The organism is Massilia aurea, assembly GCF_024753205.1.
Classification (GTDB): domain Bacteria; phylum Pseudomonadota; class Gammaproteobacteria; order Burkholderiales; family Burkholderiaceae_D; genus Telluria; species Telluria aurea.
The window spans coordinates 522,706-543,317 of the sequence record NZ_JANUGZ010000002.1 but is presented as its reverse complement, the minus strand read 5'-3'; the positions used below and the strand labels follow the sequence as shown (position 1 = coordinate 543,317).

Annotated in this window: 14 protein-coding genes; 4 read left to right on the top strand and 10 right to left on the bottom strand. The window is 65.9% G+C overall.

What is annotated here, in order from left to right:
* The first annotated feature begins 72 nt into the window (after positions 1 to 72).
* The 3 genes from NX775_RS08010 to NX775_RS08000 are packed head-to-tail and all read left to right on the top strand — an operon-like array spanning position 73 to position 2,949.
* Entirely contained in the window at positions 73 to 1,713 is a 1,641-nt protein-coding gene (locus NX775_RS08010; RefSeq protein WP_258835517.1) for a phosphoethanolamine transferase, read from the top strand.
* Between the two features lies 1 nt (position 1,714).
* A complete protein-coding gene (locus tag NX775_RS08005) occupies positions 1,715 to 2,479 on the top strand; it encodes a phosphatase PAP2 family protein (RefSeq protein WP_258835516.1) in 765 nt (254 codons plus the stop codon).
* On the top strand, positions 2,476 to 2,949 hold the full coding sequence (locus NX775_RS08000; protein ID WP_258835515.1) for a hypothetical protein: 474 nt from the start codon (positions 2,476 to 2,478) through the stop codon (positions 2,947 to 2,949). The genes NX775_RS08005 and NX775_RS08000 overlap by 4 nt, the downstream gene beginning before the upstream one ends.
* Positions 2,950 to 2,962: 13 nt before the next feature.
* Here the strand turns inward: NX775_RS08000 and NX775_RS07995 are convergent, their stop codons facing one another.
* From NX775_RS07995 to NX775_RS07950, 10 genes are all read right to left on the bottom strand, one after another.
* Positions 2,963 to 6,082, bottom strand: coding sequence for an efflux RND transporter permease subunit (locus NX775_RS07995; protein ID WP_258835514.1), 3,120 nt, complete (start codon positions 6,080 to 6,082; stop codon positions 2,963 to 2,965).
* Complete coding sequence (locus NX775_RS07990; protein WP_258835513.1) at positions 6,079 to 7,233, bottom strand: efflux RND transporter periplasmic adaptor subunit; 1,155 nt, start codon at positions 7,231 to 7,233, stop codon at positions 6,079 to 6,081. Before NX775_RS07990 ends, NX775_RS07995 begins: the two co-directional genes overlap by 4 nt.
* 296 nt (positions 7,234 to 7,529) lie before the next feature.
* Positions 7,530 to 8,267: a 2OG-Fe dioxygenase family protein gene (locus NX775_RS07985; RefSeq protein ID WP_258835512.1), complete on the bottom strand. Its 738-nt coding sequence runs from the start codon at positions 8,265 to 8,267 to the stop codon at positions 7,530 to 7,532.
* Positions 8,268 to 8,306: 39 nt separating this feature from the next.
* Positions 8,307 to 10,334: a TonB-dependent receptor gene (locus tag NX775_RS07980; RefSeq protein WP_258835511.1), complete on the bottom strand. Its 2,028-nt coding sequence runs from the start codon at positions 10,332 to 10,334 to the stop codon at positions 8,307 to 8,309.
* Between the two features lie 35 nt (positions 10,335 to 10,369).
* Positions 10,370 to 10,864 carry a DUF6702 family protein gene (locus NX775_RS07975; RefSeq protein WP_258835510.1) on the bottom strand — a complete coding sequence of 165 codons (495 nt, stop codon included), beginning with the start codon at positions 10,862 to 10,864 and terminating at the stop codon, positions 10,370 to 10,372.
* Entirely contained in the window at positions 10,861 to 13,224 is a 2,364-nt protein-coding gene (locus tag NX775_RS07970; protein ID WP_258835509.1) for a M1 family metallopeptidase, read from the bottom strand. Before NX775_RS07970 ends, NX775_RS07975 begins: the two co-directional genes overlap by 4 nt.
* Positions 13,225 to 13,294: 70 nt before the next feature.
* Complete coding sequence (locus tag NX775_RS07965) at positions 13,295 to 15,679, bottom strand: M1 family metallopeptidase (protein ID WP_258835508.1); 2,385 nt, start codon at positions 15,677 to 15,679, stop codon at positions 13,295 to 13,297.
* Between the two features lie 140 nt (positions 15,680 to 15,819).
* Positions 15,820 to 17,277 (bottom strand): serine hydrolase domain-containing protein, encoded by a 1,458-nt coding sequence (locus NX775_RS07960; RefSeq protein WP_258835507.1) that lies wholly within the window; start codon positions 17,275 to 17,277, stop codon positions 15,820 to 15,822.
* Positions 17,278 to 17,355: 78 nt separating this feature from the next.
* Positions 17,356 to 18,534, bottom strand: a complete 1,179-nt coding sequence (locus tag NX775_RS07955) for a GAF domain-containing sensor histidine kinase (RefSeq protein WP_258835506.1) — start codon at positions 18,532 to 18,534, stop codon at positions 17,356 to 17,358.
* Between the two features lie 56 nt (positions 18,535 to 18,590).
* Positions 18,591 to 19,640, bottom strand: a complete 1,050-nt coding sequence (locus NX775_RS07950) for a hypothetical protein (RefSeq protein WP_258835505.1) — start codon at positions 19,638 to 19,640, stop codon at positions 18,591 to 18,593.
* A 112-nt stretch (positions 19,641 to 19,752) separates the two neighbouring features.
* Between NX775_RS07950 and NX775_RS07945 the strand changes: the two genes are divergently transcribed.
* Complete coding sequence (locus NX775_RS07945; RefSeq protein ID WP_258835504.1) at positions 19,753 to 20,595, top strand: hypothetical protein; 843 nt, start codon at positions 19,753 to 19,755, stop codon at positions 20,593 to 20,595.
* Positions 20,596 to 20,612: the final 17 nt, after the last annotated feature.

Below are 20,612 nucleotides of genomic sequence, written 5' to 3'. Positions count from 1 at the left end.
TGGCTTGCCATCATCCTTTCTATCCTTGAAGCACTGCAGCGATGGTTGCTGCAATGTTGACTAGGGTGTGAAATGGATAAACTGTTTACAAGACGGATCGATGCATCGCTGCTTGTGCTGGTCGTGGCGCTGTTGCTGGCCAGCCTGGGCAACGTCACCTTCTGGAGCGTGCTGGTTCGTGCGACCGGTGGCATATCGCTGGCCAGCCTGCCCACGCTTACCGGTACGTTCCTGATTGTCGTCCTGTTCTTCAATGCCTGCCTGACGCTGGCCAGCTTTCGCTACCTCGCCAAGCCGGTGCTGATCGCCCTCGTGCTGGTGGCGTCCGCGGCAGGCTACTTCATCGCCGCCTACGGCATCGTCATCGACAAGGCGATGATCCAGAATGTGTTCGAGACCGATACCCGTGAAGCGACCGAACTGATCAGCTGGCAGATGGCCGCCAGGATCGGCTTGCTGGGCGTGCTGCCATCGCTGTGGATCGCCCGCGCCAATATCCAGTTTCCCAGTGGCGTGAAAGGGCTGCTCAAGCGCAGCAGCAATGCGGGCGGCTCGCTGCTGCTGGCGTTTGTCCTGCTGGCGCTGCTGTTCAAGAGCCTGGCGCCGACGTTGCACGAGCACCGCGAACTGCGCTTCCTGCTTACGCCCACCAATTTCATCCAGGCCGTGGATGGGTATCTGCGCAGCCGCTGGGCAGCCCAGATCGTGGTCGCACCACTGGGCCGCGATGCCGTGAAGGGCGCTGCCTGGGCCGGCCATCACCGCAAAACGTTGACGGTGATCGTCGTGGGCGAGACGGCGCGCGCGGCGAATTTTTCATTGGATGGGTATGCGCGCGAGACCAATCCGCTGCTGGCGCGGCAAGCTGGTTTAATCAATTTCTCGCGTGTCAGTTCATGTGGCACGGCGACTGCGGTATCGGTGCCGTGCGTGTTTTCCGCGTTCGGGCGCAACGATTACAGCCAGTCCAAAGCAGCAAGCCAGGAAGGCCTGCTCGACGTGCTGACGCATGCGGGTTTCGCCGTGCTGTGGCGCGATAACAATTCGGGCTGCAAGGGCGTCTGCAACCGCGTCGGGTACGAGGACCTGTCGCGGCCCGACGGCAGGAATGTGCACTGCAGCGGCGACGAATGCTACGACGAGCGCCTGCTCGATGGCTTGCCGGACTTGCTCTCCAACAGCAGCAAGGACCTGGTCGTGGTGCTGCACCAGAAGGGCAGCCACGGCCCGGCGTATGCCAGCCGCTACCCGCAAGGGTTCGGCCGCTTCGGTCCGGTGTGCGCGAGCAATGACTTCGACACGTGCTCGCGCGATTCGATCCGGGCCGCCTATGACAACACGATCCTGTACACCGACTACTTCCTGAGCAAGACCATCGACGGCTTGCGCGCGATTGCCACCGCGCAGGACGCCGATACGGCCATGCTGTACTTCTCGGACCATGGCGAGTCGCTCGGCGAAAACAACGTGTACCTGCACGGCGCGCCGTACATGTTCGCGCCGCGCGAGCAGACCGAGGTGCCGATGATGCTGTGGATGTCCGACAGCTTCAGCGAGCGGTTCCGCATCGACCGGCGCTGCCTGGCCGCGCGGCGCAACGAACCGCTGTCGCATGACAATGTGTTCCACTCGGTGCTCGGCATGCTCGACGTGAACACGGCCGTGCTCAATCCGCGCCTGGACCTGTTCCATGCGTGCGTGCGGGGAGCGTGACATGCATGAAATGCGTGAGATGCTTGAAATGCGTGAGCTTCACCAGATGCGGGCCGAGCCTGGGCTGCATGCGCCGCTGCTGTCGGCGCACGCCCTGCGGCGCCTGGCCATGATGCTGGCGGCGGGCGCGCTGACCATCCTGTGGCTGGGCCGCTATACGGATCTCGACCTGGTGCTGGCCGATGCCGTGTTCGACGTAGAGCGCCGCGTCTTTCCCTGGCGCGATACGTGGCTGACCGTCACGTTCAACCACGTGATCGTCAAGCAGCTCCTGATGCTGCTTGCCGTGGGCGTCGTCGGCTACGCACTGGTCGACGCTTGGCGGCCCCGCGCCGCGCTGGGCGCTCTTGGCCGCGTGCAGCTGCGCATCGTTGCGCTGGCCGCCATCCTGGTGCCGGCCGTGACCAGTACCCTGAAACACCTGAGCGCATCGCACTGCCCATGGGATCTGCTGCGCTATGGCGGCGAGCAGCCCTATGTGCGCCTGTTCGGCGCGTTCCCGGCCGACACGCTGCCGGGCCAGTGCCTGCCTGCCGGCCATGCGTCGAGCGCCCTGTGGCTGGTGGCGCTGGCCGTCTGCTGGCTGCCGGCGCGGCCATCGCGGGCGCGCGCCGCCGCCTTGCTGGCGATCGGCGCCGGTGCCACGGTCGGCTATCTGCAGCAACTGCGCGGCGCGCATTTCATGACGCATACGCTGTGGTCGATCTGGATCGCGTGCACGATCGTCGTGGCGCTGATCGCCACCCTGCAGGGCAGGCCATCATGAGCATGCTCCGCACCGTCGTCGATCCTGCCCGGCGAGCCCTGTCCCGCGGCGACCATGTCCGGCTGCAGGGCGTGGTGCACCGGTTGGCAAGGGCCTATCCGCCGGACTGGCTCGAGCGCTGCGGCGCGCAGCTATACGGCGCGACCATCGTGGCCAGTCTGGCGCTCACCGGCGTGGTCGGCGCGCTGTGGTCGCCCTGGTGGACCTATCTGATTCCCGTCGCGTGCCCGCTGCTATTGCTGGGCGTGCTGCCGGTGTGGTTGTTCGGCCGCGAACCGGGCCGCCCGCGCTGGGCGCATCCGCTGGCCATCGTGGGTGACGACGATGCGGCGCTGATCGGGCGGATTGTCGATGCGATGGATGAACACAGCAGGGCAGCGCTGTTGCTGCACTGCCCGGCCAACGATGGCGCGAAGGTCTTCGCGCTCTGGCAACTGCTGCAGGCTGCCGGCGTCGAAGAACCTCGCTGAGACGACGCTGCGTTCAGGCCGGGCTGTTGTCCACCTCGACGGCCCGCGCCGGCTGGCGCCGCATCTTGCGCCCGGTGCGCTTGAGCCAATTCTCGAAATCGTCGACATACGTGAACACGGCCGGCACCACCAGCAGGCTGAGTAACGTCGACGTGATCAGGCCACCGATGACGGCCACCGCCATCGGCGAGCGGAAGCTCGGATCACCCGAGAACCCAAGCGCCAGCGGCAGCATGCCGGCGCCCATCGCGATGGTCGTCATCACGATCGGCCGGCTGCGCTTGTGGCAGGCGTCGACCAGCGCGTCGAAGCGGTTCATGCCTGCCTGGCGCGCCAGGATCGCGTAATCGACCAGCAGGATCGAGTTCTTGGTCACGATCCCCATCAGCATGATCAGGCCGATCATTGTTGGCATCGACAGCGCATTGCTCGTGACGAGCAGCGCCACGAAGGCGCCGCCGATCGACAGCGGCAGCGCGGCCAGGATCGTCACCGGCTGCATGAAGTCCGAGAACAGCAGCACCAGCACGCCGTAGATGCACAGCACGCCGATCAGCATCGCCAGGCCGAAGCTGGCAAACAGCGCCTGCATTTCCTGGGCGTCGCCCAGCTCCGCGATCGTCACCGACGACGGCAGCGACTGGAACACGGGCAGCGCGCGCGCCGCGGTATTGACTTCGCCGAGCGAGCGGCCCGACAGCTCGACGTCGAGCGTGACGTTGCGGGTGCGGTTCAGGCGGTTGATCTGCGCCGGGCCGCTTTCCATCGTGATGTCGGCCACGGTCGAGAGCAGCACCGGTCCGTTCTTGCCGGGCACCGTCAGGCGCCCGATCGCCGCCAGGTCGGCCCGCACGGCATCCGGCAGTTTCACGCGGATCGGCACCTGGCGCTCGTCCAGGTTCATCTTGGCCAGCGACTGTTCATAATCGCCGGCGGTGGCCACGCGCACCGTCTCGCCAATCGCCGCCGCCGTCACGCCCTGGTCGGCCGCGCGGGCAAAGTCGGGGCGCACGATGATTTCAGGGCGCACCAGCGAGGCGCTCGAACTGACGTTGCCAATGCCGGGGAGGCCGCGCAGTTCACGCTCGGCCTGGCGCGCCGCGGTGCTCAGCGCATTGGCGTCTTCGCTGCGCAGCACCAGCTGCATCTTGGTGCCGGCGTCGGGAATGCCGACCGTGAAGCGCGCGCCGGGAATGGCGGCCACGCGTTCGCGGATCGTGTTTTCGATCACGCCCAGCTTCACGTCGCGGTCACTCCGGTCCACCGTTTTCACGGTCAGCACCGCGCGCCGCGCTTCGGCAGCGGCGCCGGGCGAAAACGCGTCACCGCTCGAGCCGCCACCTATCGAACTGAAGATGCTTGTCACGCCTTCGACCTTCATCAGTTCCAGGCGCACCTGCTCGGCCACGGCGCGGGTCTGGGCCAGCGTGGCGCCCGGCGCCAGTTCGACATTGACCTGCGTCTGCGAGCGGTCGGCCGGCGGCATGAAGCCGGTCGGCAGCAGCGGCACCAGCGCCAGCGAGCCCGCGAAGAACACGGCCGCGCCCAGCATCGTCAGGCCACGGCGGCGCAGGCACCACTGCATCACGGCCAGGTAGCGCCGCATGATCGCGCCGTCCTGCGGCTCGTGACCGGCCACGCCGGCGTTCTTCGGCGCCTTGAGCAGGTACGCGCACATCATCGGCGTGAGCAGGCGCGCCACCAGGAGCGACGCCAGGATCGCCAGCACGGCGGTCCAGCCGAACTGCTTGAAGAATTTGCCCGGGATGCCGCCCATGAAGGCGGTCGGCAGGAACACGGCCACGAGCGCGAACGTGGTGGCGATGACCGCCATCCCGATTTCGTCGGCCGCTTCGAGCGAGGCCTGCATCGGCGACTTGCCCATGTGGAGGTGGCGCGAAATGTTTTCGATCTCGACGATCGCATCGTCGACCAGCACGCCGATCACAAGGGCCAGCGACAGCAGCGTGACCATATTGAGCGTGTAGCCAAACAGGTACTGGCCCAGGAAGGCCGGAATCACCGACAGCGGCAGGGCGGCCGCAGCGATCAGCGTCGCGCGCCAGTCGCGCAGGAACCACCACACGACCAGCACCGCCAGCAGCGCGCCTTCGTACAGCATGTGCATCGAGGCGTCGAAGTTCTCGTCGACCGACACCGAGTTGTCGATCACTTCATTGACGATCAGCTTCGGGTTTTCTTTCTTGAGCTGTTCCATCGCGGCGCGCGCGCCGGTGGCGACATCGATCTCGCCGGCCCCGCGTGTGCGGAACACTTCGAAGGCGACGACGCGGCGGCCATCCTGCTCGGCCAGCGCGCGCGGCTCTTCCACAGTGTCGAGCACGCGCGCTACCTGGTCCAGGCGCACGTGGCGCCCGTCCGGCAGCGGGATCTCCATCGCGGCCAGCGCCTGCGCGGTGCCGACGGTGGCCAGCGTGCGCACCGATTGCTCGACGCCGCTGACATCGCCCCGGCCACCCGGCGCTTCGCGCTGCACATTGCGCAGCTGGCGCGAGATGTCGAGCGCCGAGACGCGCAGCGCCGCCATCTTCTGGTCGTCGAGCTCCACCCGCATCTCGCGCGTCACGCCGCCCACGCGCCGGATTTCACCGAGGCCCGGCACGCCCAGCATGCGCTTGGCGACGTCGTTGTCGACGAACCAGCTCAGGTCCTGGTCGTCCAGGCCCGAGCCTTCAGCCGCGGCGATCGTGAAGGTGGAGACGACGCGCCCGGCGGTGGCGGCCTTGGTCACGGTCGGTTCACGCAGCTCGGCTGGCATGTCGGCGCGCACGCGCGAGACCGCGTCGCGCACGTCGTTGACGGCTTCGGCCGAATCGCGCTCGAGGATGAATTCGACCGTGACGGTGGCCACGCCGTCGAGCACGCGCGTGTAGATGTTCTTGATGCCCTGCAGGGTGGCGACCGAGTCCTCGATCTTGCGCGCGACTTCGGTTTCCAGCTGCGCCGGGGCGGCGCCGTCCAGGACGGCGGTGACGGTCACGATCGGCAGTTCGATGTCGGGGAAGTCCTGCACCTTGCTGGCATTGAAGGCCATCAGCCCCGCCACGGTGAGCAGGACGAACAGCATGATCGCCGGGATCGGATTGCGGATCGACAGGGCGGAGAAATTCATCGTGCAGCCTTTGCTGGTACAGGTCCCGGCGCGGCTGCGGGCGCGGCAATATTGCGTACCAGGTCGCCGTCATTGAGGAACCCGGCGCCGGTGACGACAATGGGCGCGTCGGCCGCCAGGCCGCCGACAATCTCGACCCGGTCGCCCAGGCGGCGGCCCGTGGTGACCTTCAGCTGGCTCACGCGGCTGTCCGCATTCAGGCGGTACACATAACTGAAGCCGTCGCGCACCGCGATCGACTGCTGCGGTACGGTCAGGGCGTTCGACGTGCCCAGTTCGAACCGGCCGCTGGCAAACATGCCGGCCTTGAGCGGCATGTCGCCCGACAGCGCCGGCGGCAGGTCGACATAGACCAGCGCAAGCCGGGTCTGCGGATCGACCGACGGCGCCACGACGCGCACCTTGCCGGTGACTTCGAGGCCGCTCGCGCCGCGCACGATGGCGCGCGTGCCCGCCTTGATGCGGCCCAGGTCCTGTGCCGTCACTTCGGCGCGCCACTCAAGGCGGCCCTGGCGGATCATGCGAAACAGTTCGGTGCCCACGCCGACGACGGCGCCAACGGTGGCGCCGCGCGCCGAGATCACGCCGCTGTCGGGCGCCGTCACTTGCGTGTACTTCAGGCGCAGCTGCTGCTGCGTCAGCGTGGCCTGGGCCGACTGGACGCGCGCGGCGCCAGTCTGCTCGCCCGTCACGTATTGCGTGACCTGCTGGGCGCTGAGGGCACCAGAGCTTTCCAGTGCCCGTGCGCGGTCGGCATTCGCCTTGGATTCCAGGGCATTGGCCTTCGCTTCGAGCAGCGCGGCGCGCGCGCCCTCGATATCGGCGCGCACGGTTTCATCCGCGAACACGGCCAGCACCTGGCCCTTCCTGACCACGTCGCCGACATTGACGCGCACCTCGTTCAGGCGCAGTCCGTTCGATTCGCTGCCGATGACTGCGTCCTGCCAGGCGGCGATACTGCCGTTGGCAGTCAGGCTGATTGGCAGGCTGGCGGTAGCGGGACGGGTGGTGGTGACGCTCAGGGCAGGGCGCGGCGCGGCCTTTTCTTCCTTGGCGTCGGCGCGGTTGATCGTCGCCAGCGCAATGACGGCGCACAGCGACGCAGCCCCGAGGGCGATGGCAAGGGCACGTGGATGTCGAATGGTTTTCATGGTGTCTGGGTGATCGCGGCCTGGTCCAGCAATCCGGCAATCCGGCGCTCCGGCAAGCAACTGAGTGTAGCAAATGTGACGCCCCCGGCAGGGCTGCACGGGTGTCATTACAAATAGTGCAGTGCGGAAAAATGGGCGGTTTGGCAGGGCGTTCTACAAATTTACAACAGTAGATCTACCGTATTGCACTGCACAATAAAAAGAGATATATTGGAACTGTCTCCTCCAGTTTTCTCCGAAAATTGGATTTGCCGCCCGCCAACCATCAGGTTCTGCGGGCGTTTTTTTTGGTCGGCTTAGACGTTTTCGCCCTGGAATGACCCGGCGCGCCAGGTCAGCACCAGCGTATCCCGGTAACCATGCTCGCCCAGCGGCTGGATCGGTGTCGATTCGTGGATCACGGCGGCGTCGTCCAGCAACAGCAGCGTCCACGGTTCGGTCATCGTGAAGCGCTGACCAGCGGGGCCGTCGGCGTCGAACACGCGCGTCTCCCCGCCCTTGATGCCGTGGCGGCCAATCATGATCACGGCCACAAAGTTCACGCCGTCGCGGTGCGCGCCTTCGGGTGTCGGGCGGCCGATGCCGTCCGCCGTATCTATCCTGAACTGGTGCGCTTCGACAAACCACGGTTGTACCGGCGTCACCGCCGAACAGGCCGCGCCGAGCGCGCGCAGCAGGCGTTCCCAGGCCGGGTTGGCGACGGTCGCCGTTTCCATCGGCGCGAACAGGCGGTGCATGCCGCCGTGCAGCGCGTTGTACTCGACCGGCTGCCAGTGCGCCCGGTGCGGCGTCTGCACCAGGCTGGCGCCATCGTCGATGAAGCACGAGTGGCGCCGGCGCCGATAGCGCCCGCCATCCTTCAGGTAGTCGTCGAGTTCGAGCCGGTCCCAGCTCGGTACCAGCGTGGCGAGCTCCTGCAGGCTGCAGCCGGCCAGCAGCGCAACGTCGTCAGGGCGCAGCAGGGCGTAGCCGGTGTCGCGCAGTGCGGCCGTCAGGTGCGACGGATCGAGATAGGGCAGGGGCGGTGTGGTCATCCCTCTAGCCTAGCACTTTCACCCGCGCCGGGCCAGACCTCACCAGGTCTTGACCAGGGTCAGGCGCAGCGAGCGCGGTTCGATCGGGTGAAAGTGCACGTCCGCCACCGGCGCCGATTCGCCCGCCAGTTGCGACTCATAGAAGTAGTCGATCGCCGAGGCGCGCCGGTTCGTCAGGTTAAACGCTTCGAGTTCCAGCTGCAGGTCCTTCGCCAGCTGGTAACCCACGCGCCCGTTGAGCGTCACGCTCGCCTTCGAGCGCACGCTGTCGTCCTCGATGAGCGGGCGCGGGCCGAACCAGCGCAGGCGCAGGGAACCCGACCACGGGCCGCTGCGGTCGACCGTCACGCCCAGTTGCGCGACGCCTTCGATGGCGCCCGGGATCCGGTTGCCCAGCGAGCGCGCGCGGGCCCAGGCGGCGTCGAAGTCGACCGACAGCCATTTGTAGGGCCGGTAGTAGTTCGAAAACTCGATGCCGTAGCGGCGGCTCGGATCGCCCGCCTCGGTGTTGCCGGCGTCGCCGATATAGGTCAGCTCGGAATCGAAGTCGAGGCGGTACACGGCCAGCGACATCTGCATCTTCGGGATCGCTTCGGTGCGCAGGCCGAACTCCACGCCGCGCGAACGCACGAGGCCTGGCGTGCGATCCACCGCATCGAGCGTTTTCGGATCGACCGTGGCGACCGTGCCGCGCGCATCGTTGCTGTGAAAGCCGTGGCCGTAGTTGGCATACAGCTCGGTCGAGGCCCACGGGCCGTAGGCGATGTTCAGCGTCGGCGTGACCAGGGTGTCGTGCGCCTTGCCGGCGTTTTCAGGCCGGTCGCCATCGACGCGGAAGCGGTAGTTATTCGCGCGCACACCAACGACCGTGCGCAGCGCATCGCTCCAGCGCGTGGCATTCTCGACGAACACCGCGCCGCTCGTCTCGACGATGTGGTCTTCGCGCGTGGTGGCGATGCGTGCGCGCCTGCGGGTGTCGTACAGGCCGTTGTAAATATTGTCGTTCTGGAGTTGCGCGCCCACCATCAGGTCGGACGACAGCGTGTCGCTGCGGTGCATGTGCCAGGTGTGAGTTGCGTCCAGGCCCGTCGTCACGCGCCGGTCGGGCTGGGCGAACTGGTCGCCGTTCACCGGATCGTTCAAGAAGTAGGTGAAGTTCGAGAACAGTTCGAGCTCGTTGCGGATCACGTAGGCGCTCACTTTCGAGGCCGAATCGGTGTCCGTGCTGCGCCAGATACCCGAGATGCTCTGGCGGCGCGCTTTGCCGCCATCGCTGTCGTCGATGAGGTTGAAGCGGCCGATGCGGCCATCCTCGACGGCCCGCAGCGGAATCTGGTCGGTCGAATTCCAGTGGCCGCTGTAGCTCATCGCGGTGACGTTCCAGCCATTGTTGGCGTAACCCTGGCTGTAGCGCAGCACGGCGTTGACCTTGCGGTAGCCGTCGGGGCGCGTCCATGGGCCGTCGTTCTTCATCAGCTCCAGCGCGTACAGCAGACTGCCGCCGGCAACCTCGGGCGAACCGGCCAGCATCGTGCGGGCGTAGCCGTCCTGGCCGACCGTCGCGGACGCGATGCTTTTCACCAGGCGATTGGCATAGCTGAGCGAGGCGACGCCGGCCGACGAGAAATCGCCTTCGCGCGCCGAGTACGGACCCTTGCGGTAATCGAGCCGGCCCACCAGTTCGGGGATCAAAAAATTCAGGTCGGTCCAGCCCTGGCCGTGCGCGTGGCTGCGCTGGTTGACGGGCATGCCGTCGACCCAGGTGGCCAGGTCGGTGCCGTGGTCGAGATTGAAGCCGCGCAGGTAGAACTGGTTGGCCTTGCCTTCGCCGCTGTGCTGGCTGGCGATCAGACCGGGCGTGACTTCGAGCAGCTCGCCCGGCCGGTACGCGATGCGCCCGGCCAGGTCCTTCGCACCGGCGCTGCCGGCGCCGGCCGAATCGGCGATGCCGAGCTGGCTGGCGCGGGCGCCTTCGACCAGCACGCGCTGGAGCTGGAAATCATCGGCATGGACATGTGATGAGGCGAACAGCGCGGCGAGCACGCACGCGATTGGGCGAAGAGGCATCGGACGAAGCAGCATGGCAATTTCAGAGTAAGGGTTCAGCGCGCAGGCTGTTCGAGCGTCTGGCGCATGAAGGTCAGCGAACGCACGGCGCCGCCTTCGTTGAGGTTCACGGTGTTGACCTGTTCGGCCATGAAGTCGACCAGGACGCCCTGGCGGATCACGGCCGCTGCCGACAGCGGGGTGGCGGCCAGCTCCTGGTAGATCACGACGCTTTGCGCATCGGCCGTCATGCCGACCCAGGTCACGGGCAGCTTCTTGCCGTTCTTGTCGGCGAGCCAGAAGTGGCGCTCGATGTAGGTGCGCAGCACCGCCTGGTCTTCCACGTCGCTCAGGTCGAACTGGCGCCCGTACAGATTGAGCAGCAGCGCGTCGATATCGTGCGCCGTGTAGGTGTGGACGATTTCCGTGCTCTCGGTGCGCGCGTTGTACGAGATGTCGGTCATGCCGAAGTGGAAGCGGTGCGCGCTGGCCGCAGTGCTGGCGCACAGCAGCAGCGCCAGGAGCAGCGATTTCAATCCGCGCACGTTCATTGGGCTGCCTTTGGTGCCGCTTTCAACGGCGTGGCCGCGTCGCGCATCAGGTTGTTCGGATCGCGCTCGGTCTTGAACAGCTCCAGGCGCGACGGCGTCACCTTGCGTGGCCAGCTATTGTTGCTGACATCGATGTCGGCCGTTTCCCAGTACGGGTCCTGCGTCAGGCCGACGATCGGTTCGTCGGTGACGAACAGCTTCGTGATCTTTTTGGGCGAATAGCGCCACACTTCGGCCGGAATGCGCTCGATCGATTTTTTGCCGCTCTTGAAGGTCAGCTCCACAATCAGCGGCATCACCAGGCCGCCGCGATTGGAAAAGTCGACCAGCGTCAGGTGCTTGCCTTCCTTAAGCAGTGCCTTTTCCCAGTCTTCCAGCCCGGCCGTCGTTTCGGCGAAGGTGTTGCGGTCCTTGTTGGTGACGGTGAATTCGTCGTGTTCGTTGTAGAAGTCCTTCAGCTCCGGGTGCGCATCGACGCGGCGCGGCATACCCTGGTTGCGCTGGTCGGTTACCGACACCGGTTCGGCGGCGCGGCGCGCGCGCTGCCAGGCTTTTTCGACTTCCGGGTCCTTCGACGACACCGTGTATTCGCTGATGCCGTCGACGCTGATGTCCACCGCGTCGGTCGTGTAGAACCAGCCGCGCCAGAACCAGTCGAGGTCCGTGCCTGATGCATCTTCCATCGTGCGGAAGAAGTCAGCCGGGGTGGGGCGCTTGAACTTCCAGCGCTCGGCGTATTCCTTGAATGCGAAGTCGAACAGCTCGCGTCCCAGCACTGTCTCGCGCAGGATGTTGAATGCGGTGGCCGGCTTGGCGTAGGCGTTGGCGCCGCGCTGCAGCGTCGACTCGGCATTCGTCATGATCGGTGCCTGGTTCGTGCTGCGCATGTAGTCGACGATGTCGCGCGGCTCGCCACGGCGCGCCGGGTAGTTCTCTTCCCACGCCTGCTCGGCCAAAAACTGCAGGAAGCTGTTCATCCCTTCGTCCATCCAGGTCCACTGGCGCTCGTCCGAATTGACGATCATCGGGAAGTAGTTGTGGCCCACCTCGTGGATGATCACGCTGATCAGGCCATACTTGGCGGCCTGCGAGTAGGTCAGCGCGCCCGTCTTCGCGTCCTTGACGGGGCGGCGGCCGTTAAACGACAGCATCGGGTATTCCATGCCGCCCACCGGGCCGTTGACCGAGATCGCCACCGGATACGGGTAGTCGAACGAGTACTTGTTGTACTGCTCGATCGTGTGGATCACGGCCGGCGTCGAGTATTTTTCCCACAGCGGATTGGCTTCGGCCGGGTAGTACGACATCGCCATCACATCCTGCTTGCCGCTCTTGATGCCCTGCGCATCCCAGATGAATTTGCGGCTCGACGCGAACGCGAAGTCGCGCACGTTCTTGGCGTTGAAGCGCCAGGTGCGGTTGCCGGTGGCGCGGCCCTTTTCGGTCGCCTGCGCTTCGGCCTGCGACACGATCATCACGGGCTTGCCCGCGGTTTTCGCTTGCTGCAGGCGACCGCGCTGGGCGCTGGTCAGGACGTCGCCCGCGTTCTGCAGCTCGCCCGTGGCGGCCACAATGTGGTCGCTCGGCACCGTGATCGCCACATCGTAGTCGCCAAATTCCAGCGTGAATTCGCCGTCGCCCAGGTATTGCGCGTTCTGCCAGCCGGCCGCGTCGTAGTAGGCGGCCATGCGCGGGAACCACTGCGCGATTTCGTAGATGTCGTTGCCATCCTTGAAGCGCTCGAAGCCCATGCGTCGGCCCAGCACGTTCGTCTCGGGGATGTTGAAGCGCCAGGCCACGTTGAACGACACCTTTGCACCTGGTTTTAATGGCTGCGGCAGGTCGATCCGCATCATCGTCTTGTTGATCGTGTGCGCCAGCGCGCGGCCGTCGCTGCCGGTTACGCTCTGAATGTCGATGCCGCCGGCGAACTTGCCTGCCTCCAGCGTGAAGCGCAGCGCATCGAACTTCACGCCATCGTTGCCCCTGGCCTGCCACGCGCTGCGCGACGGCAGCGTCGTGATCTTGCGGTTGTCCGAGTCGCTGCGGAACATGTTCTGGTCCAGCTGCACCCACAGGTACGACAGCGTGTCGGGCGAGTTGTTGTGGTACGTGACCGTGCCGGCGCCGCTGATCGCACGACTGGCTTCATCGAGCGTGACGCGCAGCTTGTAGTCGGCGTGCTGCTGCCAGTAAGCGTGGCCCGGCGCACCGGCCGCGTTGCGCGTGACGCCGGGTGTCGGCAGCAGCTCGTCCAGCTGGCGGAACTTGTCATCGAAGGCCGGACCGGCCGCGCCGGCAGTCATCGCAACGCCGAGGGTGAGGGTCGCGAAGGCCGCGTGCAGGTGGGGGAGTTTCATGATCGTGGTACCCAAAAAATGACATCGGGCGGATCGCTCCGCCCGGGTAATGAACCAGCCGGATGCTGCGTTATTCCGCTGGCGTTGGCGCCGCCTCCGGCGCCGGCGTGCCTTGCGCATCCTTCGTCTTGAGCTTCGAATTGAAGTCGCGCATCAGGTTGTTCGGATCGCGTTCGGTCTTGAACAGTTCGAGACGCGACGGCGTCGCCTTGCGTGGCCAGCTGTTGTTGCTGACGTCGACGTCGGCCGTTTCCCAGTTCGGGTCCTGCGTCAGGCCGACGATCGGTTCATCGGTGACGAACAGCTTCGTGATCTTCGTCGGCGAATAACGCCACACCTCGGCCGGGATGCGCTCGATGGTTTTCTGGCCGTTCTTCAGCGTCAGTTCCACGATCAGTGGCGTGACCAGGCCGCCCACGTTCGAGAAGTCGACCAGCGTCAGGTGCTTGCCTTCCTTGAGCAGCGCCTTTTCCCAGTCTTCCAGCTCGGCCGTCGTCTCCGCGAACTTGTTGCGGTCCTTGTTGGTGACGGTGAACTCGTCGTTCTCGTTGTAGAAGTCCTTCAGTTCCGGGTGCGCATCGACGCGGCGTGGCATGCCCTTGTTGCGCTGGTCCGTGATCGACACCGGCTCGGCGGCGCGGCGTGCGCGCGCCATGGCTTTCTCGACTTCAGGGTCCTTGGAAGACACCGTGTACTCGGTGATGCCGTCGACGCTCACGTCCACCGCATCGGTGGTGTAGAACCAGCCGCGCCAGAACCAGTCGAGGTCCGTGCCCGACGCGTCTTCCATCGTGCGGAAGAAGTCGGCCGGTGTCGGGCGCTTGAACTTCCAGCGCTCGGCGTATTCCTTGAACGCGAAGTCGAACAGCTCGCGGCCCAGCACCGTCTCGCGCAGCACGTTCAGCGCGGTGGCCGGCTTGGCATAGGCGTTGTTACCGAACTGCAGAACCGATTCCGAGTTGGTCATGATCGGCACCTGATTCGTGCTCTTCATGTAGGTGGTGATGGCGCGCGGGTCGCCGCGGCCGCCCGGCCAGTTGGCTTCCCAGGCTTCCTGCGCCAGGAACTGCACGAACGAGTTCAGGCCTTCGTCCATCCAGGTCCACTGGCGCTCGTCCGAGTTGACGATCATCGGGAAGTAGTTGTGGCCCACTTCGTGGATGATCACGCCGATCAGGCCATACTTGGTGCGCTGCGAGTACGTCAGTTCGCCGGTCTTCTTGTCCTTGCTCGGCCGCGGACCGTTAAACGAAATCATCGGGTATTCCATGCCGCCCACCGGACCGTTGACCGAGATCGCGGTCGGGTACGGGTAGTCGAACGAGTACTTGTTGTATTGCTCGATGGTGTGGATGATCGCCTGGGTCGAGTACTTCTCCCACAGCGGATTGCCTTCCTTCGGGTAGTACGACATCGCCAGCACGTCCTGCTTGCCGCTCTTGACCGCCTGCGCATCCCAGATGAACTTGCGGCTCGACGCGAACGCGAAGTCACGCACGTTCTTCGCCTTGAAGTGCCAGGTCTTCATGGCCGTGCTACGCACCTTCTCGGCCGCTTCGGCTTCGGCCTGGGTCACGATGATGACCGGCTTTTTCGCCGTCTTCGCCTGTTGCAGGCGATCGCGCTGGGCGGCCGTCAGGACCTCGCCCGGATTTTGCAGCTCGCCGGTGGAAGCGACGATGTGGTCGCCCGGCACCGTGATGCGCACGTCGTAGTCGCCAAACTCCAGCGTGAATTCGCCCGAGCCCAGGAACTGCTTGTGCTGCCAGCCGTACACGTCGTAGTAGGCGGCCATGCGCGGGAACCACTGGGCGACTTCGAACAGGTCGTTCTTGTCGTCGAAGGTTTCGTAGCCGGCGCGCCCGCCCAGCACCTTCTGCTCATTGATGTTGTAGCGCCAGTCGATGCCGAAGGTCACCTTCGCGCCCGGTTTGAGTGGCTGCGGCAGGTCGATCCGCATCATCGTCTTGTTGATGGTGTACGGCAGCGGGCGACCACTCGCATCCTTGACTGCCAGGATGTCGAAACCGCCCGGGAAGGTGCGCCCCTCGAGCACGGTGCGCAGGGCATCGTATTTCAGGCCGGTGGTCTGGGTGCCGTTGGCCCACGCATCGCGCGACGGCAGGATGGCGCTCTGGCGCGCATCCGAATCGGTCTTGTAGATGTTCTGGTCGAGCTGCACCCACAGGTATTTGAGGGTATCCGGGGAATTGTTGTGGTAGGTGACCGTGCCGGCGCCGGAGAGCGCGCGTTTGGCTTCATCGAGCGTGGTGCGGATCGTGTAATCGGCGCGTTGCTGCCAGTAGGCGTGGCCCGGGGCGCCGGAGGCGGTGCGGATCGTGCCTGGGGTCGGCAGCAGCTCATCGAGCTGGCGGAACTTGTCGTCGAACGGTGCTGCGGCAAACGATGATGCTGCGAGGCATAGAGCTGCTACGCCGATTGGCAAACGAAACATGATTCCCCTGGATTTGTTGTTGGAAATATGACAGGAATTCTATCGTTGATATCCGTCAATTGCTTAACGTATTTGTAAAAATCCGGATACATGTGGCGCGCGCCACACCAATGGCGGCGCCTGCATGCTTATTCCATGGTTCAGTACATGTTTGTCACGCGCGCATACCCCCGCGCCCACGTGCCCTGCACGATCTTGCCAAAGTCGGCGTCGTAGCGGTGCAGTTCGAGGTCGCGTGACAATACGAACAAAACCTTGTCCGATTCGGCGTACAGCGGTTCCCACTGGCCGCCGCGCTGCCTGAGCACCAGCTCACCCTTGCGCTCGGCGATCTCGAAGTCCGTCACGGCGTCGAGCTGGTAGCGGCCCACCAGTGTGCGCCGCGTTTCCGGCGCGAGCGCGACGGCCTTGCGCAGTTTGGTCTGGTTGGTGTCCCATTTGTACTCGTAGGCGATGGCGCGCATCAGACCTGCCGCCACGTCGATGCCATTGTCGCCATTGGTCAGGATGACCGCGCCGCTGCCGTCAGCGACGGAAGCGTAGATCACCGCCTTGAAGCCCTGGTTGCTGCCACCGTGGCTGAAGCCCTTGCCGTGGTCCTGTATCTGCCAGCCGAGCGCATAGTCGTTCTTCACTGGCTGGAGCATCGTGCGCGCCATGGCGGGCGTGAGTACGCCGCCCGTCGCCCCGGCCGCGCCCTGCTGGATCGCGATCGCGAAGCGCGCCAGGTCGTGCGGCGTGGTCCACAGGCCGGCGGCAGCCTGCTCGGGATAGGTGTAAGCGCCGCCGGGGAACGGCTTGCCGTCCTCGTCATGCGGCCGCGCGGCGTTGGGCGCCAGCTCTGGCGGCAGTGGCTGGGCATAGGTGCTGGCGGTCATGCCCAGCGGCGCCAGCACGAGCGTCTGCATGGTCGCGTCAAATGGCTGGCCGGCGCGATCGATCATCGCCTGCTGCACCACGGTGTAGCCGCCGCCCGAGTAGCGGAATGCCGATCCCGGGGCGGCGTTGACACGGATCGCCTTCGTGTTGGCGGGGCTGGCGCCATCGAGCACCTGCTGCAGCGTCGGCACGCTCTTGCCGGCCGCGTAACCGGGAAAGCCCGAGACGCTCATGCCACCGGTGTGCGACAGCAGCTGGCGCAGGCTCGGCATGCCGTCACCCTTCGGCAGCGTCCAGCTAGTGAGCGCCTGGTCGATGCCTGCGTCCAGATTGAGCTTGCCCTGTTCGACCATGCGCAGCGCTGCCATGGCCGACACGGATTTGCTGAGCGAGGCGGCCTGGAACAGCGTTTGCGGCGTGACGGCCGGTCCGCCGGTCCAGGCCACGCCATAGCCGCGCGTCCAGGCCACCTTGCCGTCCTTGATCACGGCCACGCTCACGCCCGGCACGTTCAGCCGTTTCATTTCGTCGGTCAAGGCCAGGGGCGCTACCGGCACATCGGCCAGGGCGACTTCCGGGCGCAGGCCGGACTCGATGCGGGCGATGGCGGCGCTGTCGTCGGCGCTGTCATCGGCGTGTGCGCCGGCAGCGGCCAGCATTGCGATGCAGGCGGCGAGATACACAACATGGGAGTGGCGGCGGGGCAGGGCAGAACGCATCTTCTTCTCCAGACATGGTTGCACAAATGGCAAACAGTATGGGCACCCGCAGTCAGGCCGGCAAGGACCGAAAGAAAGCTATGCCGCCGGCATGCTGAAGGTGAACGTGATGCGCCCGTCCGTTGACGTGACGCCGATCGCGCCGTCGTGGCCGCGCGCGATCTGGTCGACGATGTACAGGCCCAGTCCCAGGCCTTCGTCGCCGGCGCGCGAGGTGGCGCGCCAGTAGGGCTTGAACAGCTGGGCGATGACGGCCTGGCTCAGATCGGGGCCGGCGTTGCTCACGGCGAGCACGAAACTGGCGCCGTCGATGCGCGCTTCGACGTGGATCGGTTCCCCGCTGTCGCCATGCAGCAGCGCATTCTTGAGCAGATTCGACAGCAGTTGGGCGAGCCGCTGCGGGTCGCTGCGCAGCGCGATGTCACGCGCGATGTCGGACCGGATCACGCGGTCGGGGTACACGCCGCGCAGCTCGTCGACCACCTGGTCGAGCATCAGGTGGACGTCGGCGTTCTGGCACAGTTCGAGCGCGAGGCCAGAGCCCATGCGCCCGCGCGTGAAATCGACCACGTTGTCGACCAGGCCGGCCATGCGCATGGCGCTGCTGCGCACGCGTTCGACGATCTTGTCGGTGGCCGGATCGGTGCTGCGGCGCTTGAGCAGTTCGGCGCCGGTCAGGATGGCGCTGAGCGGCGTGCGCAGGTCATGCCCCAGTACCGCGATGAACTGTTCGCGCAGTTCGGCCGTTTCGCGTTCGGACAGCAGGTCCGAGCGGGTAGCGCGCAGCGAGCGCTCGGTTTCGAGCTGGCGCGAAATGAGTTCGGCGAACAGCGTCAGCGCCGACACCGTGGCGCCCTCGCTCAGCGCCGCCGGCTCGGGATCGAGGCCGCACAGCGTGCCGAAGTAGTCGCCGTCGGGACGGAAGATCGGAATCGAAAAATAGCTCTGGAACCCGTACAGGCGCGGCGTGTGGTGGTCGCGGTACGAATCGCTGTCACGCACGCTGTCGATGACGATCGGCTGGCGCGTCGCGCGCACTTCTTGGCACAGCGTCGTGGTGACGTCCAGCGGGTCGCCTGCCTGCAGGCCGAACCCGAGCTCGTCGTGCACGGCGCAGGTGGTCCAGGTGGTGTCGGTGACGTGCGCGATGCAGATGAACCCCAGCCCGGTCATGGTCGCCACGGTTTCGAGTACGCGCGGTACGGCGGCAATGGCCTGGATTTCCCTGACATGCTGGGGGACGGTGTCTGGCATCATGGTAGCTCGGTGAATGAGGTCGAAATCATACCACCGGCAGGCCGGCGTGGTCCGGCTCAGGCCAGCCAGCGTCCATCGGCATATACCTGCACGTCGCCCAGAAACACCGCATCGGTGACCGCGAACACGTCGATGTGAAAGCGCGCATCCTTGCGCTTGAAGCCCGGCTTCGTGTACACGCCGTGCTTGGCGCCGAGCGACAGGTGGATGCCGCACATGCGCTCATACGTCCCGATATCGTCCACCCGCAAGTCGCGCGTGAAGGCGCGGTTCAGCCCGAACCCCAGCTCGCGCACCCACACTTCGCCTTCCTCGAGGCGGATGTTCTCGAGCACCTGCTCGAAGGCGGGTGTGGCGTTCTCGGTGCCGGTCACGCGACCCGCTTCGATGATCAAGGTGACCGGTACGTCGGGATGGTTCGAGCGGTAGCTGGTATCGCCGAACACGTGGATCTGGACCCGGCCATGCACGGCTTCGAGGTCTTGCGCTTCGGTGAATACTTCGCCGATCGGGAACTGGCCGCCGACATTGTTCATCTCGCTGTAGTCGCCGATATTCAGTTTGGCCGCTTCGAACGGCGAGGCGAACGTGAGTGTCTCGCCGCCGCCGATCACGCGGCCATGCGGCGCGCTGTCGATCAGCGCCTTGAGCGCACGCCCGGTGCCGCGGAAGTAGGCGGGGTCGTAGGCCAGCGCATTGACATAGTGTTCGCCCTGGATGCCGGGCATGCGCGACAGGTGCACGTGCTCGATCACTTTTAAATCGAGCTTGAACAGCTCGACGCGGATGCGAAAACCGTCGAGCCGGAAGTTGGTCGACTGGACCAGCACCACCAGGTCGTGCGCGGCCATCGAACGAAACGCCGCCAGCACCGCATCGGGCGTCACGCTGTCGAAGTCCACAAAAGCGGCGTCGGGCAGATTGCACCGGTAGCCCGCGAGCAGGGCGCGCGCCAGCGGCGTGCGCGTGTCGTACACGACCAGCGCCTTGTGCGCCGGGCCGTGTTCGAGGGCGATCGACAGCACCGCTGCCAGATGCGCGGTCGCGGCGTCCACCACGGTGGCGGGCAGGTCGTCGTCGGAAAGAATGGGGGCGGCAGCGGTCATCGGCGCACAGAAAGGAAGAGGGAAGCGGCCATTATACGTTCCGTTGCACCGTGGGGGAGCAGGCGGCGCTACCGGGCAAACAGCGCGACGCGTGGCCGTGCGGGGCGCTATCATGCGGCCTTCCATCACGATCAAGACAGCGGTTGGCAGGCCGTTTTTCGGCATGTACGGCAACAGCGAAATACGGGGCACCATGGCACACAACGATTCCTGCATCAATCCCGGCTGCGGCCGCGCGTTTCCACAGCCGGTCGATTTTTGTCCGTGGTGCGGAACGGCGCAGCGGCCGCTCAGCGCCGTGCCGGCGCCGCCGGTCGTGATGCAGCCCGTGCTTCCCGTACTCCCCGTAACACCCGCGCCACCCGCGCCGCCCGTGCCGCCAGCGCCGGTCATCGCGGCACCAGTCGTTCAACCGCCGCCAGCGCCGAAGCCGATTCCGGCGCCGGCACCACCAGCGCCGCCGGTGCCACCCGTGCGCGCCAATCCCGCACCACGCCCGGCTGCTCCGACGCGCAAACCGATCCGCCTGCGCTGGTGGCTCATTGGCCTAGGCCTTCTGTGGCTGGCCTGGATGCTGACCAAGCCGACCGCGGCCCGCATCGAGCGCCGCATGGCGTCGGCCGTCGCCCTGGCCAAGGAGTGCAAGCCGGAGGACGCGCAGGACGAGTTGATTGCGCTGCGCAAGACGCGTGCGACGCCCGAGCAGCTGCGCCAGGTGCAAAGTGCGCTCAATACGGCGGCCGCGGCCTGCACGCGCGCCGGGCAGCGCCGCGCCGCGTGGACTACCGCGAACAATGCCATTGAGCGCCTGCTGAATACGGGCAGCTTCGAACAGGCGCGTACCCGCCTGGCCACGTTTACCAAACGCTGGGGCGAGGACGCGCGCACGCGCGAAGTCAAGGCGCGCATCGATGCCGGCCGGCGCGACCACCCGCTGGCCGATCCTTCGCGCTGAACCCGGAAATCGCCCGC

Coding starts and splice junctions, on each gene's coding strand:
- NX775_RS08000 (WP_258835515.1), top strand. CDS start 2,476: ATGAGCATGCTCCGCACCGTCGTCGATCCTGCCCGGCGAGCCCTGTCC.
- NX775_RS08010 (WP_258835517.1), top strand. CDS start 73: ATGGATAAACTGTTTACAAGACGGATCGATGCATCGCTGCTTGTGCTG.
- NX775_RS08005 (WP_258835516.1), top strand. CDS start 1,715: ATGCATGAAATGCGTGAGATGCTTGAAATGCGTGAGCTTCACCAGATG.
- NX775_RS07970 (WP_258835509.1), bottom strand. CDS start 13,224: ATGAAACTCCCCCACCTGCACGCGGCCTTCGCGACCCTCACCCTCGGC.
- NX775_RS07980 (WP_258835511.1), bottom strand. CDS start 10,334: ATGCCTCTTCGCCCAATCGCGTGCGTGCTCGCCGCGCTGTTCGCCTCA.
- NX775_RS07975 (WP_258835510.1), bottom strand. CDS start 10,864: ATGAACGTGCGCGGATTGAAATCGCTGCTCCTGGCGCTGCTGCTGTGC.
- NX775_RS07945 (WP_258835504.1), top strand. CDS start 19,753: ATGCGGCCTTCCATCACGATCAAGACAGCGGTTGGCAGGCCGTTTTTC.
- NX775_RS07955 (WP_258835506.1), bottom strand. CDS start 18,534: ATGATGCCAGACACCGTCCCCCAGCATGTCAGGGAAATCCAGGCCATT.
- NX775_RS07985 (WP_258835512.1), bottom strand. CDS start 8,267: ATGACCACACCGCCCCTGCCCTATCTCGATCCGTCGCACCTGACGGCC.
- NX775_RS07995 (WP_258835514.1), bottom strand. CDS start 6,082: ATGAATTTCTCCGCCCTGTCGATCCGCAATCCGATCCCGGCGATCATG.
- NX775_RS07960 (WP_258835507.1), bottom strand. CDS start 17,277: ATGCGTTCTGCCCTGCCCCGCCGCCACTCCCATGTTGTGTATCTCGCC.
- NX775_RS07990 (WP_258835513.1), bottom strand. CDS start 7,233: ATGAAAACCATTCGACATCCACGTGCCCTTGCCATCGCCCTCGGGGCT.
- NX775_RS07965 (WP_258835508.1), bottom strand. CDS start 15,679: ATGTTTCGTTTGCCAATCGGCGTAGCAGCTCTATGCCTCGCAGCATCA.
- NX775_RS07950 (WP_258835505.1), bottom strand. CDS start 19,640: ATGACCGCTGCCGCCCCCATTCTTTCCGACGACGACCTGCCCGCCACC.